This window comes from Desulfofundulus sp. JL263-se, assembly GCF_056316025.1.
Genome location: NZ_CM149993.1, coordinates 1,270,297 through 1,291,372 on the forward strand (window position 1 = coordinate 1,270,297; position 21,076 = coordinate 1,291,372).

Below are 21,076 nucleotides of genomic sequence, written 5' to 3' on the forward strand. Positions count from 1 at the left end.
GAGAAAGCAATGACTGTAACCAATCAACTGGTCACCTTCTATCTCGGACAGGAAAACTACGGTATTGAAATAGATTACGTGCAGGAAATCATCCGCATGCCCCGAATTGTACACCTACCGAAGGCTCCTGCCCATGTTGAAGGGTTGGCCAATTTGCGCAGCAATATCCTGACGATCATCAACGGCCGGGAGAAGTTTGGCCTGCCCCGCAAGGATCATACAGATGCAACCCGCGTAGCGGTACTGGACTTTCATGGATACAAACTGGGCTGTGTAGTAGACAGGGTATCCGAGGTGATAACAGTTAATGCCGAAGAGATAGAGGAAATTACTGCCGAAAAAGACTATCAAAAAAATTTTTTAAAAGGTGTAGCCAAGCTAAATAACGGGCAGCGTTTAGTAATGATTATTGACCCTGCTTATCTGTTTAGTCAGGCAGAAAAGAACATTATAAACAACAATGGGGGACGGTCGGGGATGGAGGAAAATAGTCGCCGAAGCTCCCAGATAACCGAAAATCAGGCAACAGAAAAAATAGAGCAATTTGTAAACTTTCGTGTAGCTCGGGAGGATTATGCCATACCCATTACACATGTACAGGAGATTGTACATGTGCCTTCAGTAATCAACCGGGTGCCCAACGCACCGGACTATGTCGACGGTTTGTTCAGTCTACGCAACCGTATTTTGCCTATTATTAACATTCGTCGTTTGTACGGTCTGGAACAGTCCGATTTTGATGAAAGGTCCCGGATAGTCGTAGTCAAAATCAAACATTCCGGGCAAACTCTTACCGTTGGTTTGGCCGTGGATGCGGTAAACGAGGTGCTGCGCATTTCCTCCGACGCCGTTGCCCCTGTACCTGATCTGCTGCGTACCCAAAAAACAAGTGAAATTACTGGAGTTTGCAAAAGTAAGAATCAGAATCTGGTTTATATAGTGGATCCTGCCCGTCTTTTCTCGCTGGAGGAAATGGTAGAGTTTACTTCTCAGAACGTTGAATCTGAACAAGAAATACAAAATACCGTGCAACCGGATGACGAAGAACAGCTGGTTACATTCTGGCTGGATAATGAGGAATTTGCCGTCAGTATAACTCAGGTGCAGGAAATCATTCGCGTACCTCAGGTGGTCAGGGTTCCTAAGGCGCCCAATTATGTAGAGGGAGTAATTAACATTCGGGGCGCCATTATACCTGTTATCGACTTGCGAAAAAAATTTAAACTATCGCAGTGTAGTCGTGATGAACAGTCGCGCATTGTAGTAATAAACCTGGACGGTCAGCGCACAGGGTTGATTGTGGATTCGGTGCGGGAAGTAGTGAAAATAAGTTGTACCGATATCGAACCGGTGCCCGAGATGCTCGATACGCGTGTTGACACGGCCTTTATCAAGGGAGTAGGAAAACTTGCCGGGGGTCAACGGATGGTGATTATTTTAGATATGGCCAAAGTAATCCTGGCAGATGATAACGGTGCTTCCGATATGAATTAGAACAGGTGGTGTACCAAGGATGGGGAAAATCGGGGTACTTGTGGTGGATGATTCGGCTTTGATGCGCAAGTATATAAAGCAAATCATTAATGAAGAGCCTGATATGACAGTACTGGATACCGCCAGGGACGGCCAGGAAGCGGTGGAGAAGGCCATTTCACTAAAACCGCAGGTTATCACCATGGATATCAATATGCCCCGCATGGACGGGATAACAGCGTTACAGTATATTATGGCGCAGGCTCCCTGCCCGGTGGTAATGCTGTCATCACTTACCCAGAAAGGGGCGCTGGCCACCTTTGAAGCCCTGGAACTTGGGGCGGTGGACTTTATATCCAAACCCGACGGTACTGTTTCTCAAGAAATATTTAAGATAAAAGAGGAAATTAAAGCCAAGGTGAGGGCGGCGGCTAGAAGCCGCCGCCCTGGCCAATTCCGGTCGGAACGAAAAAGAGTTGTCCGGGAGAAAAAAGACGTTCCGATAAAAACCGGTACGGTGCCCGTAAATATAGAAAAAGTTGTAATCATAGGGGTTTCCACAGGGGGGCCCAGCACGCTGATGGATATTTTACCACTCCTGCCGCCTGATTTTCCGGCTCCGGTGGTGGTTGTCCAGCACATGCCGGCAGGATTTACGGCCCCCTTTGCGCAAAGGTTAAACCAGTACTGCCGGTTAAGGGTCAAGGAGGCTGCCAACGGTGATGTGCTGGAGCAGGGAGTAATATATGTAGCCAGGGGAGGTTATCATCTTAAAGTAAGCCGGTTTCAGGTTAACAAGAGGGTCAAATTGTTTCTTTCCCGGGAACCGAAAGATTTGCTTTTTATGCCTTCTGTCAATGTAACCATGGAATCCTTCTGTAAAGCATTGGGACCGGATCGCCTGGTGGCCGTGCTGCTTACCGGCCTGGGCGACGACGGGGCGGATATGATGGTGCAAATACGCCGGGGCGGCGGGGTGACCATAGCAGAATCGGAAGAAACGGCAGTGGTATGGGGGATGCCCCGGGAAGCTTATTTGCGGGGCGGTGTTCAACACCTTGTACCTTCATATCAGATAGCCGAGTGCATTGTGGAAGCTTTAAAGCAGGTCTAGCCGGAGGTGCGCTAAATGAATACTGACGTTCTGGTCACCAAATTGAAAGAGGGTAATGAAAAGGAACGTCTGGCGGCTCTTCGCCATCTGGAGCAGCAGGGGGACGAGATGGCAATTAATGCCCTGATTGATTTGTTAACGCATGAACATAGCCGTTTGGTTCAGGAGGCGGCGGTAGCTGCGCTGATTCGGATAAATACGCCGCAAGTGGCGGAAGCAGTGGTTCAACTGCTGGAGAGCACCGATGCCTGGGTGAGAAATGCAGCTGTTGAAATCTTGCAGGGACTGGGCGAAACCGCATTTGATGTTGTCAGGGATCTTTTGCAATCTTCCGACCCCGACCTGCGTCTTTTTGCTGTTAATGTGCTGGGAGAGGCCAAATACAGGAAGGCCATTTCGCTATTACAAGAGGTTGTCAGTAATGATTCCGATGTCAATGTAGTGGCGGCAGCAGTGGAATATTTGGGAGAAATGGGCAGCCGGGTAACAGATGTCAGGTGTCTTGAGGATGCCGGTCGGCGTTTCCAAGATCCTTTTCTTCACTATGCTGTAGCCGAAGCATTAAAAAAAATAGGTCACATGTTGTAGAAGAGCAGGTGGTATAAAGTGACTTTCGCCGAGTTTATCAAACTAAGAGATTACATTTATCGAAAATCAGGTATTTTTTTTGAGGATAATAAACAATATTATGTGGAAAAACGGGTGCATGATCGTATGGCTGCCACCGGGCACCAAAGCTTTCAAAATTATTTTTTGTTTTTGCGTTTTGATAGTTCAAACAACGAGTGGCAGGAACTGATTAATGCGCTGACGGTAAACGAGACATACTTTTTTCGTGAGTATCCCCAGCTGAAATGCTTTGCTGAAGAAGTTATTCCGAGTATCCTAAAAAAAAAGGAAGCACAGGGTCAGATGCCGATCAAGCTGAAAATCTGGTCGGCAGGCTGTTCTACAGGCGAAGAGCCATATACACTGGCCATTATTCTGAAGGAGATGACGGGAGGGGTAGTATCCGCACCGGTTACATTTGAAATTCATGCCACTGATATTAATACTGACGTACTGGATAGAGCCAAAACAAGACTGTACAGTCAACGCTCGGTCAAAGATGTACCGCATGAATACATGAATAAGTATTTTCGCCGGTGCGGGCAAATGTATGAGTTGTCCTCTCATATAGGAAGCTATGTTAAATTTTATCAGCTTAATTTGCTTGATAGTGCCGCCATGGAGCGCATGAAGAATTTTGATGTTATATTTTGTCGTAATGTCTTAATTTATTTTGACGATAATTCTCGCCGGGAAGTAGCTCTGTACTTTTATGCAGCGCTTGTCGAAGGTGGATACGTATTCCTTGGTCACTCGGAATCTATGAGCCGGATAACCACTGTTTTTAAAATGCTAAGGCTAAAAAATGCTATAATATACCAAAAGTAGGTGGTGACTGGTGGTTTTAAAAGCATTGGTGGTGGATGATTCATTGACGGTGCGAGGATATCACTCTCATATCCTGCAGGAAGCGGGCTTTGAAGTGGAACAATCAGTAAACGGTTACGAAGCTCTGGAAAAGACCCTCCTGGATATTTACCACCTGCTGGTGATTGATATTAATATGCCCAAGCTGGACGGAGTCAGTTTGCTCAAGCAGCTACGCCAGAGAGAGGAATATGTAGACACACCGATCCTGGTTGTTTCCACCGAAACAGGTGAGCAGGATATCCGGGCCGGTCTGGTGGCCGGGGCGACAATTTATCTGACCAAGCCCTTACATCCGGAATCACTTGCCTTTTGGGCAAAGATTTTTGCAGCCGGAAGCGGGGGTGATTGTGATTAATTTGCTTGCCACATTTGTCCAGGAAGCCAGAGAATATCTTGAAAATATAAGTCAAGGATTGTTATACCTGGAAGAAAACCCGGCAGATGTAAAAGTATTGGACGAAATTTTTCGTGTCGCCCATACACTCAAAGGATCCGCGGGAATTGCCGGACTGACTGAAGTCCAGAAATTGACTCATGCGTTGGAAGATGTTCTTGGCGCGCTGCGTGACGGTCAGATAATTTATGATTCGGAATTGGCAGATGTTTTACTGAATGGTTTTGATGGGGTGAAGGAACTGGTGGAGGCAGCTGCCGGCGGGCAGGCACCCACTGTAGATTATCGCCAGCTAATAAAAATGATTCGGGAGTACCTGCCTTCAGTTTCCGACGGTGCCTCAGAAGCTACCCATATCTTGCGGGATGTAGATAAAGATGCTCTGGCTGCCCTGCCGGAAAATGTGCAAAAAAATATTTCTGTTGCAGGAGAACAGGGACTTAATATATATCAGATCTGCTTTATGCCCGATGCCGGCATTTTTTATACCGGTACAGACCCGCTTTTACTTATTGACCAGTTGATGGAGTTGGGACAAATAATTTATCTGCAAATTGATGATAGCGGACTTCCTCCCCTGTGCGAAATGGACGCGGAACTCTGTTACCTGGGCATAAATGTCTATTTAGCCAGCACAGCAGAACCGGCCCGGGTGGAAGAGGTATTTCAATTTGTGGAATCCCCTGAAAATTACCTCCGGGTAGCAGTTGTGGGAGAAGTGGAACAATCGACTGCAGTTAAAGTTGCTAACACCCTGGCCGACCTGTCGAGCAAAGAAAGGAAAATGCTTAAAGAATTTCTGGAACAGCAACAGACGGCCCTGGATGCTGCTGAAACGGACGAAGATCGGGATTGGCGGGCACAACACATAACTAAAATTCTTCACCGGGCGGCCCAAAAGTACCAGTGGCAGTGGTTAATTGAACAGTTGCCCGACCTGCCGGTTAAACATAAGGAATTTCAAGATTTTTTGGCGCGCCTGGTAAATTTGCTGGCTGAAAGTGACGAGCAGGATTTGTCGGGCATAGAAACTGCCCGTAATGCGGAAATTGATTCCATGGCAAGTACAGCTTCCGCTAATGACAGGAAAAACATGTTCTCTTCGCCGGGCGGCGGTTCTCCTGGCGGCAGGAACGGAGAGAAGACGTTGGAAAGCGGTATAAACCAGCCCATTAAAGTAGAACAGGAAAAATTAGACCGCCTGTTTTCACTGGTCGGTGAGTTAGTTGTGGCCAAAAACGCCTTCCCCTATCTGGTTAAAAAACTGGAAATAGAACATGGCCTGGTCGAGCTAGCCCGGGAAATGAAAGAAAAATATAATATTTTGGATCGTATAGCCCGGGATATGCAAGATACCATGCTTGACGTGCGGTTAATGCCCATATCGTACATATTCCAAAAAATGCCCAGATTGGTGCGAGATATTTCGCGCTCGCTGGGAAAATCGGTGCGGCTGGTAACCTCCGGTGAGGAAACCCAATTGGACAAGAATATCATCCAGGTTTTAAACGAACCAATGGTTCATTTGGTGCGCAATGCTCTGGATCATGGAGTGGAACCTCCGGAAGAACGACAGAATTTGGGGAAGCCTGTACCTGCTACTGTAACCTTGCGTTCCTATCGGGAAGGTGACCGGGTAATTGTAGAAGTAGAGGATGACGGCCGGGGTATTTCTCCGGACAGGGTCAGGGCCATGGCGGTGAAAAAAAATTTATTAACACCTGAAGAGGCAGTGTCCGTTAGCGATGAAGAGGCGTTAAATTTCATTTTTATGCCCGGTTTTAGCACCAGTGAAGAGGTATCCGATTTTTCCGGCAGGGGGGTAGGGATGGATGTGGTGGCCACATCGCTGCGTCAGGTAAACGGAAAGGTGCGGGTTTATAGTGAGCCGGGTGTAGGTACCTGTATTCGGCTGGAATTACCGCTGACCATGGTCACGTCAAAAGTTCTGCTGGTGAAAGTTTCCGGACAGTCATATGGTTTACCTCTGGATGCAGTTCGGGAAACGGTAAAACTCAACACATCTCAGATAAAAACAATGAAGGGACAGCCGGTTACCGTGCTTCGTAATGAATTGGTACCCCTATTTGACGCGGGCAGCTTGCTCGCCCGGCATAAAATTATAAGTACTGATGCTGATGCCGATACCGGTACTGATGAGGAAATCTATATTGTGGTGATGAATACAGGTGTGGGGTTAGCAGTACATGACTTGCTGGGCGAACAGGACATCATTTTAAAACCCCTTGAAGGCGAACTGGCGGAAATTGCTATTTTTGCCGGAGCAGCCGTTTTAGGTGACGGAAATGTTTTATTGGTATTGAACCCACATGAACTGACTCAAACGGGGGGAGTAAAGGATGGGGTATAGTTTTGAAAGTAATGAAGATCGCCTGGTAGTACAGCTGGCAGATCGTTTTGATATCACCCAGGTGAAAGAGTTTACCGCTGATATATGTTGCCGGCCTGAACGTCAAGTGGTGCTGGATATGAAAAATTTAACCGGGTTTGATATGGCTGCATTGCAAGTATTATGGGCTATGCGGCAAGCATATACCGGACTGGAAATAATCTGGCCCCGTGATAATCAGGTCGTGGAACGCCTGGAACTCCTGGGGTTCAAAACAAATTAGTTTATTGACAGAATTTTAGAATTGCAGAATATTCGGCTAGGAACGGTGATGTGTTTTGGAACTTTACTGGTTGACGGCGGGTTTAGGTTGGCTTATTGCCGGAGGGATAGGATATAAATACTATCAGCTACGAAAAAAATATTACTCCAGCAAGGAGGCAAGTGATGCTGTTGCCCGCGGTGCGGTTAACATTATTCAACAAATCGGCCAGGTGTTACCTGTGGCACTGGGCAATATTCAGACGGTGGTGGCTACTACCGAAGAGTCAGTGCTGCAGTTAGGCAACAAAATTGCCGGCATCTGTTCGACTGCCAGGGAAAACGCCCAGGAAGGTCTACGTATTTTAGAGGAATATTTAAGCCAGGAAAACAAGCAAAGCTTGATATCGCAGTTATTGAGGGAAAACCAGCAAACCATGCATGACTTAATGAACGATTTAAAAAAACTAAATGATGATATCAGATCAGCGCAGGAAAAATTTATCCAGGATGGAGCATACTGGCGGGAAAAACAATCCGCGTTGACCGGTAAGTTGAGAGATATTGCCGATCGTTCCCAATTGCTGGCACTCAATGCTTCCATTGAAGCGGCTCGTGCCGGCGAACACGGGCAGGGATTTGCCATTGTGGCCCGGGAAGTAGGTAAGCTGGCAGAACTGACTAAAAGTACCCTTGATGAAATGGATAAACAGAATATGGATATTTACAGTCACGTAGAAAAGATGACTGCAAGTGTCATGGATACAATCGACACAATCAACGATTCAACCAGTGTCATACAGCATATCAGGGAGCAGGTGTATAAAACACATGAAAGAATGACCGAGGCAACAAAAACCATTCATGAGGCGTCTACCACTCTGGTTGCTAATGTAACCGACCTGGCCCGGCAGGTGGAGAACACAGTTTTTAATCTCCAGTTTCAGGATATGGTTGCCCAGGAACTGGGTCATGTTTTGAAGATAGTTGAGGAATGCAATCAGGAACTCCAGCATCTGGCGCTGGCGTTGCAAAGCGGAGAGGCTTTGAAAGAGCAAGCACAAATAATGGATAAGCTGGCAAAGCTTTATACCACCGCCAGTGAGCGGCGGGTACACCAACAAGTGACCGGTGAAAAGCTTCTGGATACGACCCGTGTGGGGAAAGTAGATGAGGAACTGGGTGATAATGTAGAACTGTTTTAACTAAACAAGGATGGTGTTTGTATTGGGCAGGACCATTTTAACCGTCGATGATTCATTAACAATGTTGATGAGTATAAAAATTGTTTTAGAAAATGCCGGTTATCAGGTGGAGCAAGCGCAAAATGGTAAAGCAGGTTTGGCTGTTTTGGACAAAATAGGCAAGGTAGATGCTATTATTACCGATTTGAACATGCCAATCATGGACGGGATAAGTTTTATCAAGGCAGTGCGGCAAAAAAAGGCTTGCAAGTTTACTCCTATTATCATGCTTACAACAGAAGCGCAGGCTGCAAAGAAGGAAGAAGGTCGAAAAGCCGGTGCCACGGCCTGGATAGTAAAGCCGTTTAAGCCTGAACAACTGTTAGCGGTGTTGAAAAAGGTGGGTGTGTAAGGCTAACATTAGCAGCCGAAAAAGTTACATTCAGGTGCGAGGAGTACTGAATTCCAAGCTCAAATTTTCTTTGTGGATTATGGGTATGACAGTTACCACTGTGGTATTTCCTTTCCGGTTATTCTTCGCCAGTAACCCGGGGACAATTTCCCCCGACTTATAGTTCAGTGCACCGGCAGGCTTTGCTGGAAAGCAACAGGGGGGGTAACCGTGGTCCGGGCAAATGGATACCCTCTCTGTTGCTCTCCGCCGCTTAGCTCCTTTTTATGAGTGAATAACAATACCTTGACGCGGGACAGTAAGTTTTGGTAAAATTTGGACAATAGCTATCCTTTTATTGGTTCGGTTTTTGGTAATAAAAAAGCAGGAAATTTTAAAAAATTAACGCGGGGGGCAGTTCAGAAGCGTGTTAAAGAGGACGGTCGCGGTAAATAACAGCAATGCACGGTGGAACATGTGTTCGCGTGTCCCCTCGGGGGGGGGGGGGGTAAATGTTTTAATTATTGTAAAAAAATTGATAAAAAAGAATTATTTACCATCCAAGCGTTATCGCCTCGCTCTTTATCTTTTCTCTTTTTCTCAAGCATAATCATTTCGCTCTCCACCTTTTCCCTTTTTCTCAAGCATAATCATTTCGCCCTCCACTTTCCCCCTTTTTATTGCCTGAAGTATTTCAATTATTATTTTCATGCAATAAGTTAAAGGACTGGTTGCAAGAGTCATAACATTACCCGGCACGTTAATCAGTAAACGTCTTAAAGTAAGTGCTTCACGGTGTTTGTGTTTTCCGGGTATAAGCGCCGTTTTAAACCAATTGAGCAGGTTATAAGCCAATACCTTTATTGCATCTTTTATTTATACCAGCGCCAAACCTCTTTTAAAGTAAAACAAATTAGTTTATTAACAAATTTTTTATGTTGTTTGGTTTGGGTTTTCAAAATATTGGCCGAGGTGATATATTTTGGAACTTTACTGGTTGACGGCGGGTTTGAGTTGGCTTATTGCCGGAGGGATAGGATATAAATACTATCAGCTACGAAAAAAATATTACTCCAGCAAGGAGGCAAGTGATGCTGTTGCCCGCGGTGCGGTTAACATTATTCAACAAATCGGCCAGGTGTTACCTGTGGCACTGGGCAATATTCAGACGGTGGTGGCTACTACCGAAGAGTCAGTGCTGCAGTTGGGCAACAAAATTGCCGGCATCTGTTCGACTGCCAGGGAAAACGCCCGGGAAGGTCTACGTATTTTAGAGGAATATTTAAGCCAGGAAAACAAGCAAAGCTTGATATCGCAGTTATTGAGGGAAAACCAGCAAACCATGCATGACTTAATGAACGATTTAAAAAAACTGAATGATGATGTCAGAATAGCGCAGGAAAAATTTATCCAGGATGGAGCATACTGGCGGGAAAAACAGTCTGCGTTGACCGGTAAGCTGAAAGATATTGCCGATCGTTCCCAATTGCTGGCACTCAATGCTTCCATTGAAGCGGCCCGAGCCGGCGAACACGGGCAGGGATTTGCCATTGTGGCCCGGGAAGTAAGTAAGTTAGCTACACTGACCAAAAATACTCTTGATGAGATGGATAAACAAAATATAAATATTTACAGTCATGTAGAAAATATGAATACGAATATCATGGATACAATCGACGATTCAACCAATATCGTACAGCATATCAGGGAGCAGGTGTATAAAACACATGAAAGAATGACCGAGGCAATAAGAACCATTCATGAGGCATCTAACGATCTGGTTGCCAATATAACCAACCTGGCCCGGCAGGTGGAGAACACAGTTTTTAATCTCCAGTTTCAGGATATAGTTGCCCAGGAACTGGGTCATGTTTTGAAGATAGTTGAGGAATGCAATCAGGAACTCCAGCATCTGGCGCTGGCGTTGCAAAGCGGAGAGGCTTTGAAAGAGCAAGCGCAAAGAATGGATAAGCTGGCAAAGCTTTATACCACCACCAGTGAGCGGCGGGTACACCAACAAGTGACCGGTGAAAAGCTTCTGGATACGACCAGCGTGGGGAAAGTAGATGAGGAACTGGGTGATAATGTAGAACTGTTTTAACTAAACAAGGATGGTGTTTGTATTGGGCAGGACCATTTTAACCGTCGATGATTCGTTAACAATGCGGAACAAGGGCAGAATGGCGGCAATTCTCCAAAAAACTGCCGGAAAAAGTGGAATATTTAAGGCCGAAAACTTGGCGCATCTAACGAAGTCCGGCACTCAACCAGTGTAACTAATTAATTGGGATAGCAGCCAGTACTTCTGATACAGTGAGTTGAGTACCGGACAAAGCAGTAAACGCCTGTGGCCGGGCCTGGCTGTGGCAGCACGGACATGTAACTTACGAGAAAGACGTAAGACCTGCTTTTTAATGAGCTGCCTTTCGATGGCATGAGAAAGTTCCGTAGAGAAGCCTCCGGGTTTGTACCGGAGGAGGTCCACTTTATTTCTTGAATTTCATACCATATTCTTCCTTTGCCTTGCGGGGAGATACCAGCCCGTTTCTTACATCTCTCATTACCAGCTTGGGGTCCCTTTCCTTCGGGTTTCCGTATCCTCCCCCCCCTGCAGTTTGGAGTGTTATAAGGGTGCCTTCCGGGACTTGGGCCGTAAATTTTGCCGGCTTGTATTCTTGGGGCTCGGAATCACCCGGCTCCAGTATGGTGCAGCGAGCCGGCGCGCCCTCTTTGCCCCCTTCCAGGCCCCAGGGGCTGAAAACGGAGCGCTCGGCGCTTACCGATACCGTTGCCTCCCGGCAAAGTATCCTGATTTGTCTCTCTAAACCGCACCCGCCGCGAAATTTTCCGGCTCCGCCTGAGTCCGGGCGCAGGGAATAGCTTTCCACACGTAAGGGATAGGTGAGCTCTATAACCTCCACCGGGGTGTTGCGGGTGTTGGTCATGTGTACGTGTACCCCGTCCATGCCGTCCCTGTCATACATGCCGCCCTGGCCGCCCCCGTATGTTTCCACGTAGGAGAAAAGTTTACCGTCCCGTCCCAGGCCCCCTATAGTGAAATTATTCATGCTGCCGGTTCCCGCAGCCGCAACCCTTTGGGGAACCGCCCTGGCCAGGGCGCCTAAAATAACGTCTGTTATTCGCTGGGCGGTATTGATATTGGCGTGGGCAACCGGGGCGGGGAACACCGGGTTTACGAGGGTGCCCCGGGGGGTGATGATCCGGATGGGCCGGGCAATTCCGTGGTTTCCTGGCAGTTCCGGGTCGGCAAGGGCCTTGGCCGCGTAATAAACGCAGGCCTGGGTGACGCCCCGGGTGGCGTTTACCGGGCCCTGGGCCTGGGGAGACGTGCCGGTAAAATCTACGGTCATTTCCTCCCCTTCCAGGGTAATCGTTACGGCAATTTTTATTTTATCCATGGAGATTCCATCGCCCTCCAGGTAATCTTCAAAACTGTATTTACCCCGGGGGAGTGCCGCCAGGGCGGAGCGCATTCTGCGCTCCGTATAAGCGATGATGTCTTCCATATACCGGCAAAGAGAATCTGTCCCGTACTTCCGGGCCAGTTCCTGCATGCGCTTTTCCCCGGTGTGCCCGGCCGTCAGCTGGGCCTGAATGTCACCGTGAAATTCTTCAGGGGTGCGCACATTGTTGGCCAGCAGGTTAAGTATATCCCTGTTAATTTTACCCTTCCGCATTATTTTCAGGGGAGGGATGCGTATTCCTTCTTGAAATATATCCCGGGAAGCCGTGGACATACTGCCGGGGGCACAGCCGCCCACGTCTACGTGGTGGGCCAAGCTGGCCACCAGGGCAATAGGTACGGAGCCGGAAAAAACGGGTTTTATGATACAAATGTCCGGGAGGTGTGAGCCGCTGATATACGGGTCATTGATTATAACGGCGTCGCCCGGCCTCATCTCCCGGAGGGGAATTTCCTTTAAAACGGCCTTCACAACAGCCGGCATAAGGCCCAGGTGCAGGGGAATATGCTCGGCCTGGGCCACCAGCTCGCCGCCAGCGGTATAAATGGCGGTGGAACAGTCCCGGCGGTCCTTGATGTTGGGGGAAAGGGCGGTGCGGGTAAGGATTACGCCCATTTCCTCGGCCACCGACTGCAGGACGTTGCGCAAGACTTCCAGGGTAATAGGGTCAGTTTGCATTATTCCACTCCCACCTCAATAATTAAATTACCCCACTTATCACACCGGGCCTTGTCTCCGGGCCACAGCAGGGTAGTGGAATCCCCTTGCTCTATTACTGCGGGCCCGGTCACAGTGGCCCCGGGCCCTATCCGGCTGCGGTCGTAAATAGGGGTTTCCGTTTTCCTGCCGTGGAAGATTACCGGGCGCGTGGTCTTGGCCTCCGGCCTTGGAGAACCCGATGCTGGCCCTTTAAGGGCCGGTGTGGGCAGTATCCCCAGTGCTACCAGCCTGACTGCAACAATCTCCACCGGTGCTTCCTTTCTTAAGTAACCGTATTGCTGGTTGTGAGCCTGGTGGAAGGATTGTTGTAAAAGTTGCAGGTCGGGGGCAATTAAATTGCCGCGGGGTACTTCCAGGGAAATCTCGTAGGACTGGCCGGAATAACGCAGGTCGGCAAATCTAATAAAATCTACCGTTTCCGGGTTGAATCCTTCCCCGGCAAGTTCCCGGCGGGCTTCCCTTTCCATATCATTAAACAGTTTATTTAATTTAACGGGGTCCAATTCCGCAAGGTTGGCCAGAAAGGCTTGTACATAATCCCGGCGCACATCAGCCGCCAGCATGCCGAAGGCAGAGGTTACCCCTGGATAAAGAGGTATCATGACCCTGGGGGCGCCCAGTTCCCGGGCCAGTTCTACCGCGTGCAAGGGGCCGGCCCCGCCGAAGGCAAGCAGGGTAAATTCCCTGGGATCATGGCCCCTGTGCACCGAGATTACGCGCATGGAGCGAACCATGCCGGCATTTACCACTCTGATAATGCCCTCTGCCGCCGTTTCCACATCCATACCCAGGGGTCTGGCGATTTCTTTTTCAATGACATACCTCGAGGCCTCGGCATCCGGCTGCAAATCTCCGGGAAGAGCACCGGGGGACAGGCGGCCCAGAACGACGTTGGCATCGGTTACGGTGGGGCGGAAACCGCCCTTTCCGTAACATGCCGGGCCGGGAACGGCCCCGGCGCTTTGGGGGCCGACCTTTAAGGCACCTCCCGGGTCAATCCAGGCAATGCTGCCCCCGCCCGCACCCAGGGTATGGATATCAAGCATGGGCAATCGCAGAGGATGCCCGCCGATAACGCCTTCTGTGGTATATTGGGGCTCGCCGTTGGCGATAAGACACATATCCATGCTGGTGCCGCCCATGTCTGCGGTAATCAGGTTTTTTCGGCCCGTCAGGCGGGAAAGGAATTTCCCCGCCAGCACCCCTGCGGCGGGCCCGCTCAATACCGTGCGGGCGCTCTCCCGCCGTGCCTGGCCTGCTGTTATAACACCTCCGTTGGACTGCATGATGAGAAGCCCGCCCTTAAAGCCCAAATTCTTCAGGTCCTTTTCCAGGTGTTCCAGGTAGGCCTGCATGAGGGGCTGTACCAGGGCGTTTATCACTGTGGTGCTGGTTCGCTCATATTCCCTGAATTCGGGCAAAATATTAGAAGAAAGGGTTACCGGAATTCCGGGAAGGAATTCCTCAATAAGCCTGGCCATTTGTCTTTCGTGATCCGGGTTGGCGTAAGCATGTAAAAAGCAAACCGCCACTGATTTAATTCCCATTTTCTGCAGGCCGGTTACCACGTTTATGGCGTTTTCTCTGTTCAGGGGCCGGATTACCTTTCCGCCGGGCCCTATTCGCTCGTCTACTTCCAATATCAGCTCCCTGGGTACCGGAGGAGCATTTCTGGTGATTTTAAAATTATATAAATCGGGACGGTTCTGGCGCCCTATGTATAAAATATCCCGGAATCCCTTGGTGGTTATCAGAGCCGTGGGGCCGCCCTTTCCCTCCAAAAGGGCATTGGTGGCCACAGTGGTGCCGTGGAGTAGTAATCCGATATTTGCGGGCCTTATTTCTGCTTTCTTGCAAATTATTTCGAGACTCCGGATAATGGCCCTGGAGGGATTGTCCGGGGTAGAAGGAACTTTGGCTATTTTCAATTCGCCGGTTTCTTCGTTTTGCAGGCACAAATCGGTAAAGGTTCCGCCCGTGTCCACTGCCAGTTTATATGTTTGCAAAGGAATCCAACCTTTCCGTGTATTGCAATAATTATTACATTTAGTATATTATCTAGATGTTTAAGAGTAAAATTAAGTCTTTAACAAAATACTTTTAAAAAATCCTTATTTCCACTTATTATTAACTAATTTTTTAGTGAATGAACTAATAAAATTTCTCCTTTAATATAGTCCTGAGGCTTTCCTCTATTTTTAGGGAGGGTTAACTTTTGAGAATATTTGCCATTAGCGACCTTCACCTGTCTTTCAGTTCTCCGGTAGACCCGAATAACTGGGAAGATGCCAGAGAATACAAGCCCATGGGTGACGTTGATGAAAAATGGGCCGGACACGCCCGGCGGATATATGAAAACTGGATAAATACCGTGACCGATGAGGATGTGGTGCTGGTTGCCGGGGACATTTCCTGGGCCATGAAACTGGAAGAGGCTCGCCCTGACCTGGACTTTTTGGGAATGCTTCCGGGGCGGATAGTGGCAGTTCAGGGCAATCATGACTATTGGTGGCAGAGTATTTCCCGCGTTCGCGAGGCAGCACCCCTCAATATGAGTTTTATCCAAAATGATCACGTAGAGGTAAATGGTGTGGCCATATGTGGAACCCGGGGATGGTTATGTCCCGATGGGGCTTATTTCGGAGAACATGATATGAAAATATACCGGCGGGAATTAATACGCTTGGAAAATTCCCTTAAAAGTATGTTGAAGCAAAGGGATTTTTGGGACGACGTGATAGTCATGATGCATTACATGCCCACCAACGAGAAACATGATTATTCCGGCTTCGTAGAAATACTGCAGAATTACGGAATAAAAAAGGTTGTTTACGGGCACCTGCACGCCAGGGCGTGCGGCTACAGGTTGCCCGACTGGGCCTGGGGAATAAATTTTATCCTTACCAGTGCCGACTACCTGGGTTTCAAACCTCTGCTGCTCGGCGAGTATTAAAAAAAGATTTCCATAATAATTTTTATTTGTGCGGGCAATATAATTAACGAAGGGCCCGTAATGACCAGTCAAATTGTTGCGGATATTTCAAATCTAACCTTAAATCGTAGTCCGCGGGGCTTTGCAGGCTAGCAGTCCGCTGTATCCGTAGCAAAGGTTATTGCGGGCCCTGATCATAGAAGCCCTCCTCGCTTGAGGAGGGTTTTGATTTGGGTTTATTTCATTAATCCTACTTCTCTGGCCAGCTTTTCAAAGGCCGGCAGGGAATTTAAAATTACCTGCTTGTCTATACAGTAAGATATCCTGAAATAGCCCGGCCTGCCAAAGCCGCTGCCCGGAACCACCAGTATGTTGAATTCCTGGGCTTTTTTTGTGAATTCCACATCGTCAGCCAGGGGTGATTCCGGGAACAGATAAAAGGCCCCCTGGGGTTTTACCATTTTAAATCCCAGGCGGGTAAGGTTATCGTAAAGGATATCCCGCTTTTCCCGGTAAGCATCTATATCCACCGTTTCCCGCTGTAACGGAGTTACCAAACGCTGGGCCAGCGCCGGGGCATTTACAAATCCCAGGGTTCGGTTACAGAAAACCAATCCCTCCATAATTTCGGCAGCATCTTCCATTTCCGGACTTACGGCGGCATAACCGATGCGCTCGCCCGGCAGGGCCAGGTCTTTACTGTGGGAAGTTACCACTATAGACCGTTTGATATGTTTAAATACGCTCGGCACCTTGATTCCATCGTAAACGATTTTGGCGTACGGCTCATCGGATACTACATAGATGGCCCGGTTAAATTCTTTTTCCTTTTGTTCCAGCAGGGCGCCGAGGCTTTTCAGTTCCCGGGCTGAATAGACTACGCCGGTGGGGTTATTGGGCGAATTGATTATGATAGCCCGGGTATTGGGGCCGATGGCCCGGCCTATGGCTTCAATATCCAAAGTAAAATCATTCCGGGTGGGTACTTCTTTAACGGTACCCCCGTGGTTATCTATGTAGAATTTATATTCCACAAAGTACGGTGAAAGGATGATAACCTCTTCCCCCGGGTTTAGCAGGGTCTTCAGTGCTACGTTAAGTCCTCCGCCGGCACCCACTGTCATAATTATATGTTCCGCCGTGAAGGGCAGCCCGGATTCTTCGGATAATACTTCGGCTACCGCGGCCCGGGTTTCAGGATAACCGGCATTGCTCATGTAGCGGTGCATGCCCGGCTGCGGGTTATTGGCAATTTTCCGTAATTCTTCCCTGAACGCCTCCGGCGGCTCAACGGTGGGATTCCCCAGGGTGAAATCATATACATTTTCTGGCCCGTGTATCCGGCGCAGCCGCTCCCCTTCCTCAAACATTTTCCTTATCCAGGAAGCCCCTTCCAGAAAGTTTTTAATCTTATTGGCAACAGGCATATGTAGCACTCCTTTTGTTTTATGTGGCGTATTTTCATACATTCTTTATGTTTGCGGCAAATACCTGCAACGAGCCCGGTATTTTTACTGGATGGCCGGTACTCCCCAACAAGCGAGTTGCGTAATACGAATCCTCACTCTGCCTGTACTTGTTTCGTGGCCGTGTCGGGAGATTCCTGCTCTTCCCGGTGGAAAACCTTGCGCTCCAGGGTAAAGCCGTGCCTGATATCATAAACCTTCAGGGAATCCGCCGCCACCAGCTTCATTTCACCATCTATTTTTCTGAAATGCAGCAACACTACGGAATAGGGGGATTTAAGGGACTGCAGCCCCCTTATGCCCGATGCCCCGCTGGTACCGGCATTCACCAGCACCGAATCCTCTTTCTCCTCAATCAACAGCTGGTGGTTATGACCGAATAAAATTACGGGGGCAAATCCTGCCAGGCGCTTGCCGATATGGTGATTATGCACCGCAACCAAATCCACTTTCTCCGCCCGGTCCAGTTTTAGCTTTATCTGCTCTGCATATTTCGGTATAGCGTCGAGACTGGGAGGGACAACATCGGCGCTGAATGAAGCCGGATCGGGGAAACCCATAATGCGCAGGCTGTTAATTTCCGTCAGGCCGTCCAGTACCGTAACCCCGGGAATTTGTCTCATGTGTTCCACTATGTCCGGGGAATCGTGGTTGCCCGGAATAAAAATGTAAGGTTTATTTATAGTTTTCAAGCGGTCGAGGAGCAGGGCCTCCAGCGGGGTGCCGAAGTCACTGATATCGCCGGTATCGATTATCATGTGCACATCAAAAAGCTGGGCAACCTTTTGTATGAATTCTACCCCTGCAGGGTTATTATGTATATCTGAAACATGTAGAACCCTAATATCTTTTTCGGTATCCGTCAGCGGTTTTATTTTGTCAATTTGTTCAAAAAGGTCATATAAATTTGTGGCCATCACTTCCATTTTTTGGCCCAGAGTTTCTATTTTTCCAAATGCTTGTTCGGCAAAACTGACCATCCAGGGAGCGGCCCGCAAAACCCCTTCATATTCCGGATTTTGGAATTCCCTGACATTATAGGTATAATAAGTACCTGCCAGTAAAACAAGGGTAAGGGCAAGACCCCCAAGCGCTCCCTTTAATAAAGGAAGTATATCTCTCCGCTGCAGTAAAAAAACTCCAAATGCGCCGCCCAGCGCTGCCAGTCCCAGGAGTTTTATAATATAAAGAGTTACAATGTGGCGGGCCTGCTTGCGGACGCCGGCTATGACCTCCTCCTGCTGGGGTAAATCGGTAATAAATTCTTTTAATAACTGTAAGTTTATGTTTTCCAGGCGTACAATGATTTTTACCGGCGTTAAGTGGGTATGGGCCCTTATTACCCCCAGCGGAGGGATTTCCACCTGGGTGAGCCCTTCGCCGCTGAATTGGACGGCGAGGCGGAACTGAAATGCTTCTATGGAAAATTTCATTTGACCAAAGAGGCTTACGAAAAGCATCATGCCTATGGTTATCAGAAGAATGGCTGCCATTATGTTGAGCGACTTTCTCCTGTTCACATTGAGCATCTCCCAAATATAATATTTACCCGGGGATAATTGGTTCTGGCAATGAATGGTTAGGTGAAAATTATTAGAATTTTGGTCAATAACTATATTTTAAAGGATCCGGAGGGTTTATACTAGAAAACTCTTAGTGGTGCAAATAAAAAATAAAGTTATGAAAAAGGAGGGAATTGGTGCCTAAAAAAGGCGCCTTGAGAGCATGACAGTTATCCCCGCAGTGGCCGGAGGGAAGCCGGTCCGGGAAAAAACGCTTCCCCTGGCGAGCCCTAGCTTGAATGAAGAAGATAAACGGGCGGTTATGCAGGTGCTGGACAGTGGAAATTTAAAAAACGGCCCAATGGTAAGGGAATTTGAAGAAAATTTTGCCCGGTACGTGGAAACCCGCTACGCGGTAGCCGTTTCCTCAGCGGCGGCAGGCCTGCATATTGCGTTGATGGCAGCTGCCGTGGGACATGAAGAAGAAGTGATAACAAGCCCGCTGGTTCACCCGTCGACACCGACTGCCATACTCCACCAGCATGGTATGCATACCTTTGCGGATATAGACCCTGAGACTTATAACGTAGACCCCGAAGAAATACGGAAAAAGGTAAGCTCGCGAACCGTGGCCCTCATGCCCGTTCATTTTGCCGGGCGCCCGTGCGATATGGAGGCTATACAGGATATTGCCCGGGAAAATAAACTGGAAGTGATTGAGGATGCCTCCCACGCCCTCGGGGCCGAGTACCGGGGTAAAAAAATAGGTACCTTAAGCTCCCTCACCGTATTTAGCTTTAGCGGGCCGCAGGGTGTGTATACCGGGGAAGGCGGTATGGTGGTAACTGATTCGGAAGAGTTGTATTTTTGGCTGTCGGTTTTCCGTAACGGCGGCATAGTGACTGATCCCCAAAAACTTTCCCGGCGGGAGGGGCCCTGGCACTTTGAAATGCAGGACCGGGGTTTTTATTACCAGATGACCGAAATGCAGGCGGCCCTTGGCCTTTCACAATTGAAGCGGGCCGACGAATTTGCAGCTAGGCGGAGGGAAATAGCTGAAATTTATAACGCGGCGTTTGCCGGCATGGAACAATTTGACCTGCCGGCCACCTTCCATGGAGGCAAGCACAGCTGGTATTATTATATAATCGCCCTGCGCCCCGAGAACCTAAAAGCAACCCGGCTGGAAATATATAATGCCCTTCGGGCCGAAAATATCGGCGTAGGTGTACATTACATGCCGGCTTTCCTGCACCCTTATTTCAAGTGGGTGGGGCATCCGGACGTCTGCACCCTTGAGGGCAGCCTGTGTCCCCGGGCCGAAAACCTTTACAGCAGGTTCTTGACTTTACCGCTGTTTCCCGGCATGACGCGGCAGGATGTGGAAGATGTTATTGAGGCCGTGCACAGGGTCATGAAATATTATGCCGTCTAATTTTTCGTGATTAATATCGTGAGAAAACATTTAAAAAAAACAGGCCGGGGAATTACCTGGCGTAAAAATGCTTTCGCTGCGGGTGGGATGAGAATGAGGTGCCGGAGGAAGGGAGAAAGCATTTGGATGTGCACAAAATGCCTGCCGGGATTGATTCACGGCTAAGAGAAACGTCCCTTTAGTTGTCAGCTGGAGGGGTTTACATTTATGTCTTCTTCCAAATTCACTCCTACTACCGTATCCCGTCCGCATACCAGGCAGGTTAAAAGATGGCAGCATACGGGAGATTCAAATTCCATGTTGAAATACGGGCTGTAGGGACCGTAATAATCGGCCACCGGCCCGCTGTCTTGCATCGGAGCCCCGCAGGTACACCTGATATTCGGTTCCCTAAGTTGATTGCATAAGGGGCACATGCTCACGGAATAAACCGGCCTTTCCATTTATAAGCTTGTCCCAAGGATATTTTGTTCCGGGGGCGGGGGTTTTTATACTGCGGCTGTATTCCAAGGGTCGGAAAACAGGCGTAAAAAATTTTTTGTTTACAGGACGGGTCTCCGGCCTTTCCCGCCGCCTGAATATGGGAGTTTGGCTAATTATTTATTCCGCTCCATTATTTTCAACCAGGGTTCCTGTTCAAGGAAACTTCCCTCGACGGGTTTAACCAGGAAAACCACAACTTTAGGTCTTTCATCTTCGATTACCTCTTCAATAGGCTTAAGCACATGATCAGTGATTTGAAAGGGATTATGAAAGATACAGTGACCCGGCTTTGAATAGGTAATTTGCCGGTAGCGCAGAAATGGTTGCCTTGATTTGGACCATAAGAAGATTTGAGGTTAACCGGTAGGCGTTGGATCGATTTGGTGGAATTAATTTGAGATAGGGAA

Annotated in this window: 19 protein-coding genes; 12 read left to right on the forward strand and 7 right to left on the reverse strand. The window is 48.4% G+C overall.

Going from position 1 to position 21,076, the window contains the following annotated elements; genetic code table 11:
• The first annotated feature begins 9 nt into the window (after nt 1-9).
• From ACX4JR_RS06455 to ACX4JR_RS06495, 9 genes are read left to right on the forward strand one after another with little or no spacing between them, the layout of a single operon-like run.
• Entirely contained in the window at nt 10-1,494 is a 1,485-nt protein-coding gene (locus ACX4JR_RS06455; RefSeq protein WP_476060198.1) for a chemotaxis protein CheW, read from the forward strand.
• Nucleotides 1,495-1,513: 19 nt separating this feature from the next.
• Complete coding sequence (locus tag ACX4JR_RS06460) at nt 1,514-2,587, forward strand: protein-glutamate methylesterase/protein-glutamine glutaminase (RefSeq protein ID WP_476060199.1); 1,074 nt, start codon at nt 1,514-1,516, stop codon at nt 2,585-2,587.
• A 15-nt stretch (nt 2,588-2,602) separates the two neighbouring features.
• Nucleotides 2,603-3,175, forward strand: coding sequence for a HEAT repeat domain-containing protein (locus ACX4JR_RS06465; protein ID WP_476060200.1), 573 nt, complete (start codon nt 2,603-2,605; stop codon nt 3,173-3,175).
• An 18-nt stretch (nt 3,176-3,193) separates the two neighbouring features.
• Nucleotides 3,194-4,024, forward strand: coding sequence for a CheR family methyltransferase (locus ACX4JR_RS06470; protein WP_476060201.1), 831 nt, complete (start codon nt 3,194-3,196; stop codon nt 4,022-4,024).
• A 10-nt stretch (nt 4,025-4,034) separates the two neighbouring features.
• Complete coding sequence (locus ACX4JR_RS06475; protein ID WP_476060202.1) at nt 4,035-4,421, forward strand: response regulator; 387 nt, start codon at nt 4,035-4,037, stop codon at nt 4,419-4,421.
• Entirely contained in the window at nt 4,414-6,831 is a 2,418-nt protein-coding gene (locus tag ACX4JR_RS06480; protein WP_476060203.1) for a chemotaxis protein CheA, read from the forward strand. The genes ACX4JR_RS06475 and ACX4JR_RS06480 overlap by 8 nt, the downstream gene beginning before the upstream one ends.
• Nucleotides 6,821-7,093, forward strand: a complete 273-nt coding sequence (locus tag ACX4JR_RS06485; RefSeq protein WP_476060204.1) for an STAS domain-containing protein — start codon at nt 6,821-6,823, stop codon at nt 7,091-7,093. Before ACX4JR_RS06480 ends, ACX4JR_RS06485 begins: the two co-directional genes overlap by 11 nt.
• Nucleotides 7,094-7,148: 55 nt before the next feature.
• Nucleotides 7,149-8,276: a methyl-accepting chemotaxis protein gene (locus tag ACX4JR_RS06490; RefSeq protein ID WP_476060205.1), complete on the forward strand. Its 1,128-nt coding sequence runs from the start codon at nt 7,149-7,151 to the stop codon at nt 8,274-8,276.
• A 10-nt stretch (nt 8,277-8,286) separates the two neighbouring features.
• On the forward strand, nt 8,287-8,667 hold the full coding sequence (locus tag ACX4JR_RS06495) for a response regulator (RefSeq protein ID WP_476060206.1): 381 nt from the start codon (nt 8,287-8,289) through the stop codon (nt 8,665-8,667).
• A gap of 579 nt (nt 8,668-9,246) precedes the next feature.
• Here ACX4JR_RS06495 and ACX4JR_RS06500 read toward each other — a convergent pair.
• Nucleotides 9,247-9,501 carry a hypothetical protein gene (locus ACX4JR_RS06500; protein ID WP_476060207.1) on the reverse strand — a complete coding sequence of 85 codons (255 nt, stop codon included), beginning with the start codon at nt 9,499-9,501 and terminating at the stop codon, nt 9,247-9,249.
• A 154-nt stretch (nt 9,502-9,655) separates the two neighbouring features.
• Between ACX4JR_RS06500 and ACX4JR_RS06505 the strand changes: the two genes are divergently transcribed.
• On the forward strand, nt 9,656-10,747 hold the full coding sequence (locus ACX4JR_RS06505; protein WP_476060208.1) for a methyl-accepting chemotaxis protein: 1,092 nt from the start codon (nt 9,656-9,658) through the stop codon (nt 10,745-10,747).
• Nucleotides 10,748-11,132: 385 nt separating this feature from the next.
• Here the strand turns inward: ACX4JR_RS06505 and ACX4JR_RS06510 are convergent, their stop codons facing one another.
• Both ACX4JR_RS06510 and ACX4JR_RS06515 read right to left on the reverse strand, forming a co-directional pair.
• On the reverse strand, nt 11,133-12,809 hold the full coding sequence (locus ACX4JR_RS06510; protein ID WP_476060209.1) for a hydantoinase B/oxoprolinase family protein: 1,677 nt from the start codon (nt 12,807-12,809) through the stop codon (nt 11,133-11,135).
• Complete coding sequence (locus tag ACX4JR_RS06515) at nt 12,809-14,857, reverse strand: hydantoinase/oxoprolinase family protein (RefSeq protein WP_476060210.1); 2,049 nt, start codon at nt 14,855-14,857, stop codon at nt 12,809-12,811. The genes ACX4JR_RS06510 and ACX4JR_RS06515 overlap by 1 nt, the downstream gene beginning before the upstream one ends.
• 209 nt (nt 14,858-15,066) lie before the next feature.
• Between ACX4JR_RS06515 and ACX4JR_RS06520 the strand changes: the two genes are divergently transcribed.
• Nucleotides 15,067-15,804, forward strand: coding sequence for a metallophosphoesterase (locus ACX4JR_RS06520; RefSeq protein ID WP_476060211.1), 738 nt, complete (start codon nt 15,067-15,069; stop codon nt 15,802-15,804).
• A gap of 215 nt (nt 15,805-16,019) precedes the next feature.
• On the opposite strand, the gene ACX4JR_RS06525 is transcribed toward ACX4JR_RS06520, so the two are convergent.
• Together ACX4JR_RS06525 and ACX4JR_RS06530 are read right to left on the reverse strand one after the other, a co-directional pair.
• A complete protein-coding gene (locus tag ACX4JR_RS06525; protein ID WP_476060212.1) occupies nt 16,020-17,210 on the reverse strand; it encodes a pyridoxal phosphate-dependent aminotransferase in 1,191 nt (396 codons plus the stop codon).
• 134 nt (nt 17,211-17,344) lie between these two features.
• Nucleotides 17,345-18,769 carry a metallophosphoesterase family protein gene (locus tag ACX4JR_RS06530; RefSeq protein WP_476060213.1) on the reverse strand — a complete coding sequence of 475 codons (1,425 nt, stop codon included), beginning with the start codon at nt 18,767-18,769 and terminating at the stop codon, nt 17,345-17,347.
• Between the two features lie 205 nt (nt 18,770-18,974).
• Between ACX4JR_RS06530 and ACX4JR_RS06535 the strand changes: the two genes are divergently transcribed.
• Entirely contained in the window at nt 18,975-20,186 is a 1,212-nt protein-coding gene (locus tag ACX4JR_RS06535) for a DegT/DnrJ/EryC1/StrS family aminotransferase (RefSeq protein WP_476060214.1), read from the forward strand.
• 185 nt (nt 20,187-20,371) lie between these two features.
• On the opposite strand, the gene ACX4JR_RS06540 is transcribed toward ACX4JR_RS06535, so the two are convergent.
• Both ACX4JR_RS06540 and ACX4JR_RS06545 read right to left on the reverse strand, forming a co-directional pair.
• Complete coding sequence (locus ACX4JR_RS06540) at nt 20,372-20,542, reverse strand: hypothetical protein (protein WP_476060215.1); 171 nt, start codon at nt 20,540-20,542, stop codon at nt 20,372-20,374.
• 240 nt (nt 20,543-20,782) lie between these two features.
• Complete coding sequence (locus ACX4JR_RS06545; protein ID WP_476060216.1) at nt 20,783-20,911, reverse strand: hypothetical protein; 129 nt, start codon at nt 20,909-20,911, stop codon at nt 20,783-20,785.
• Nucleotides 20,912-21,076 lie beyond the last annotated feature (165 nt).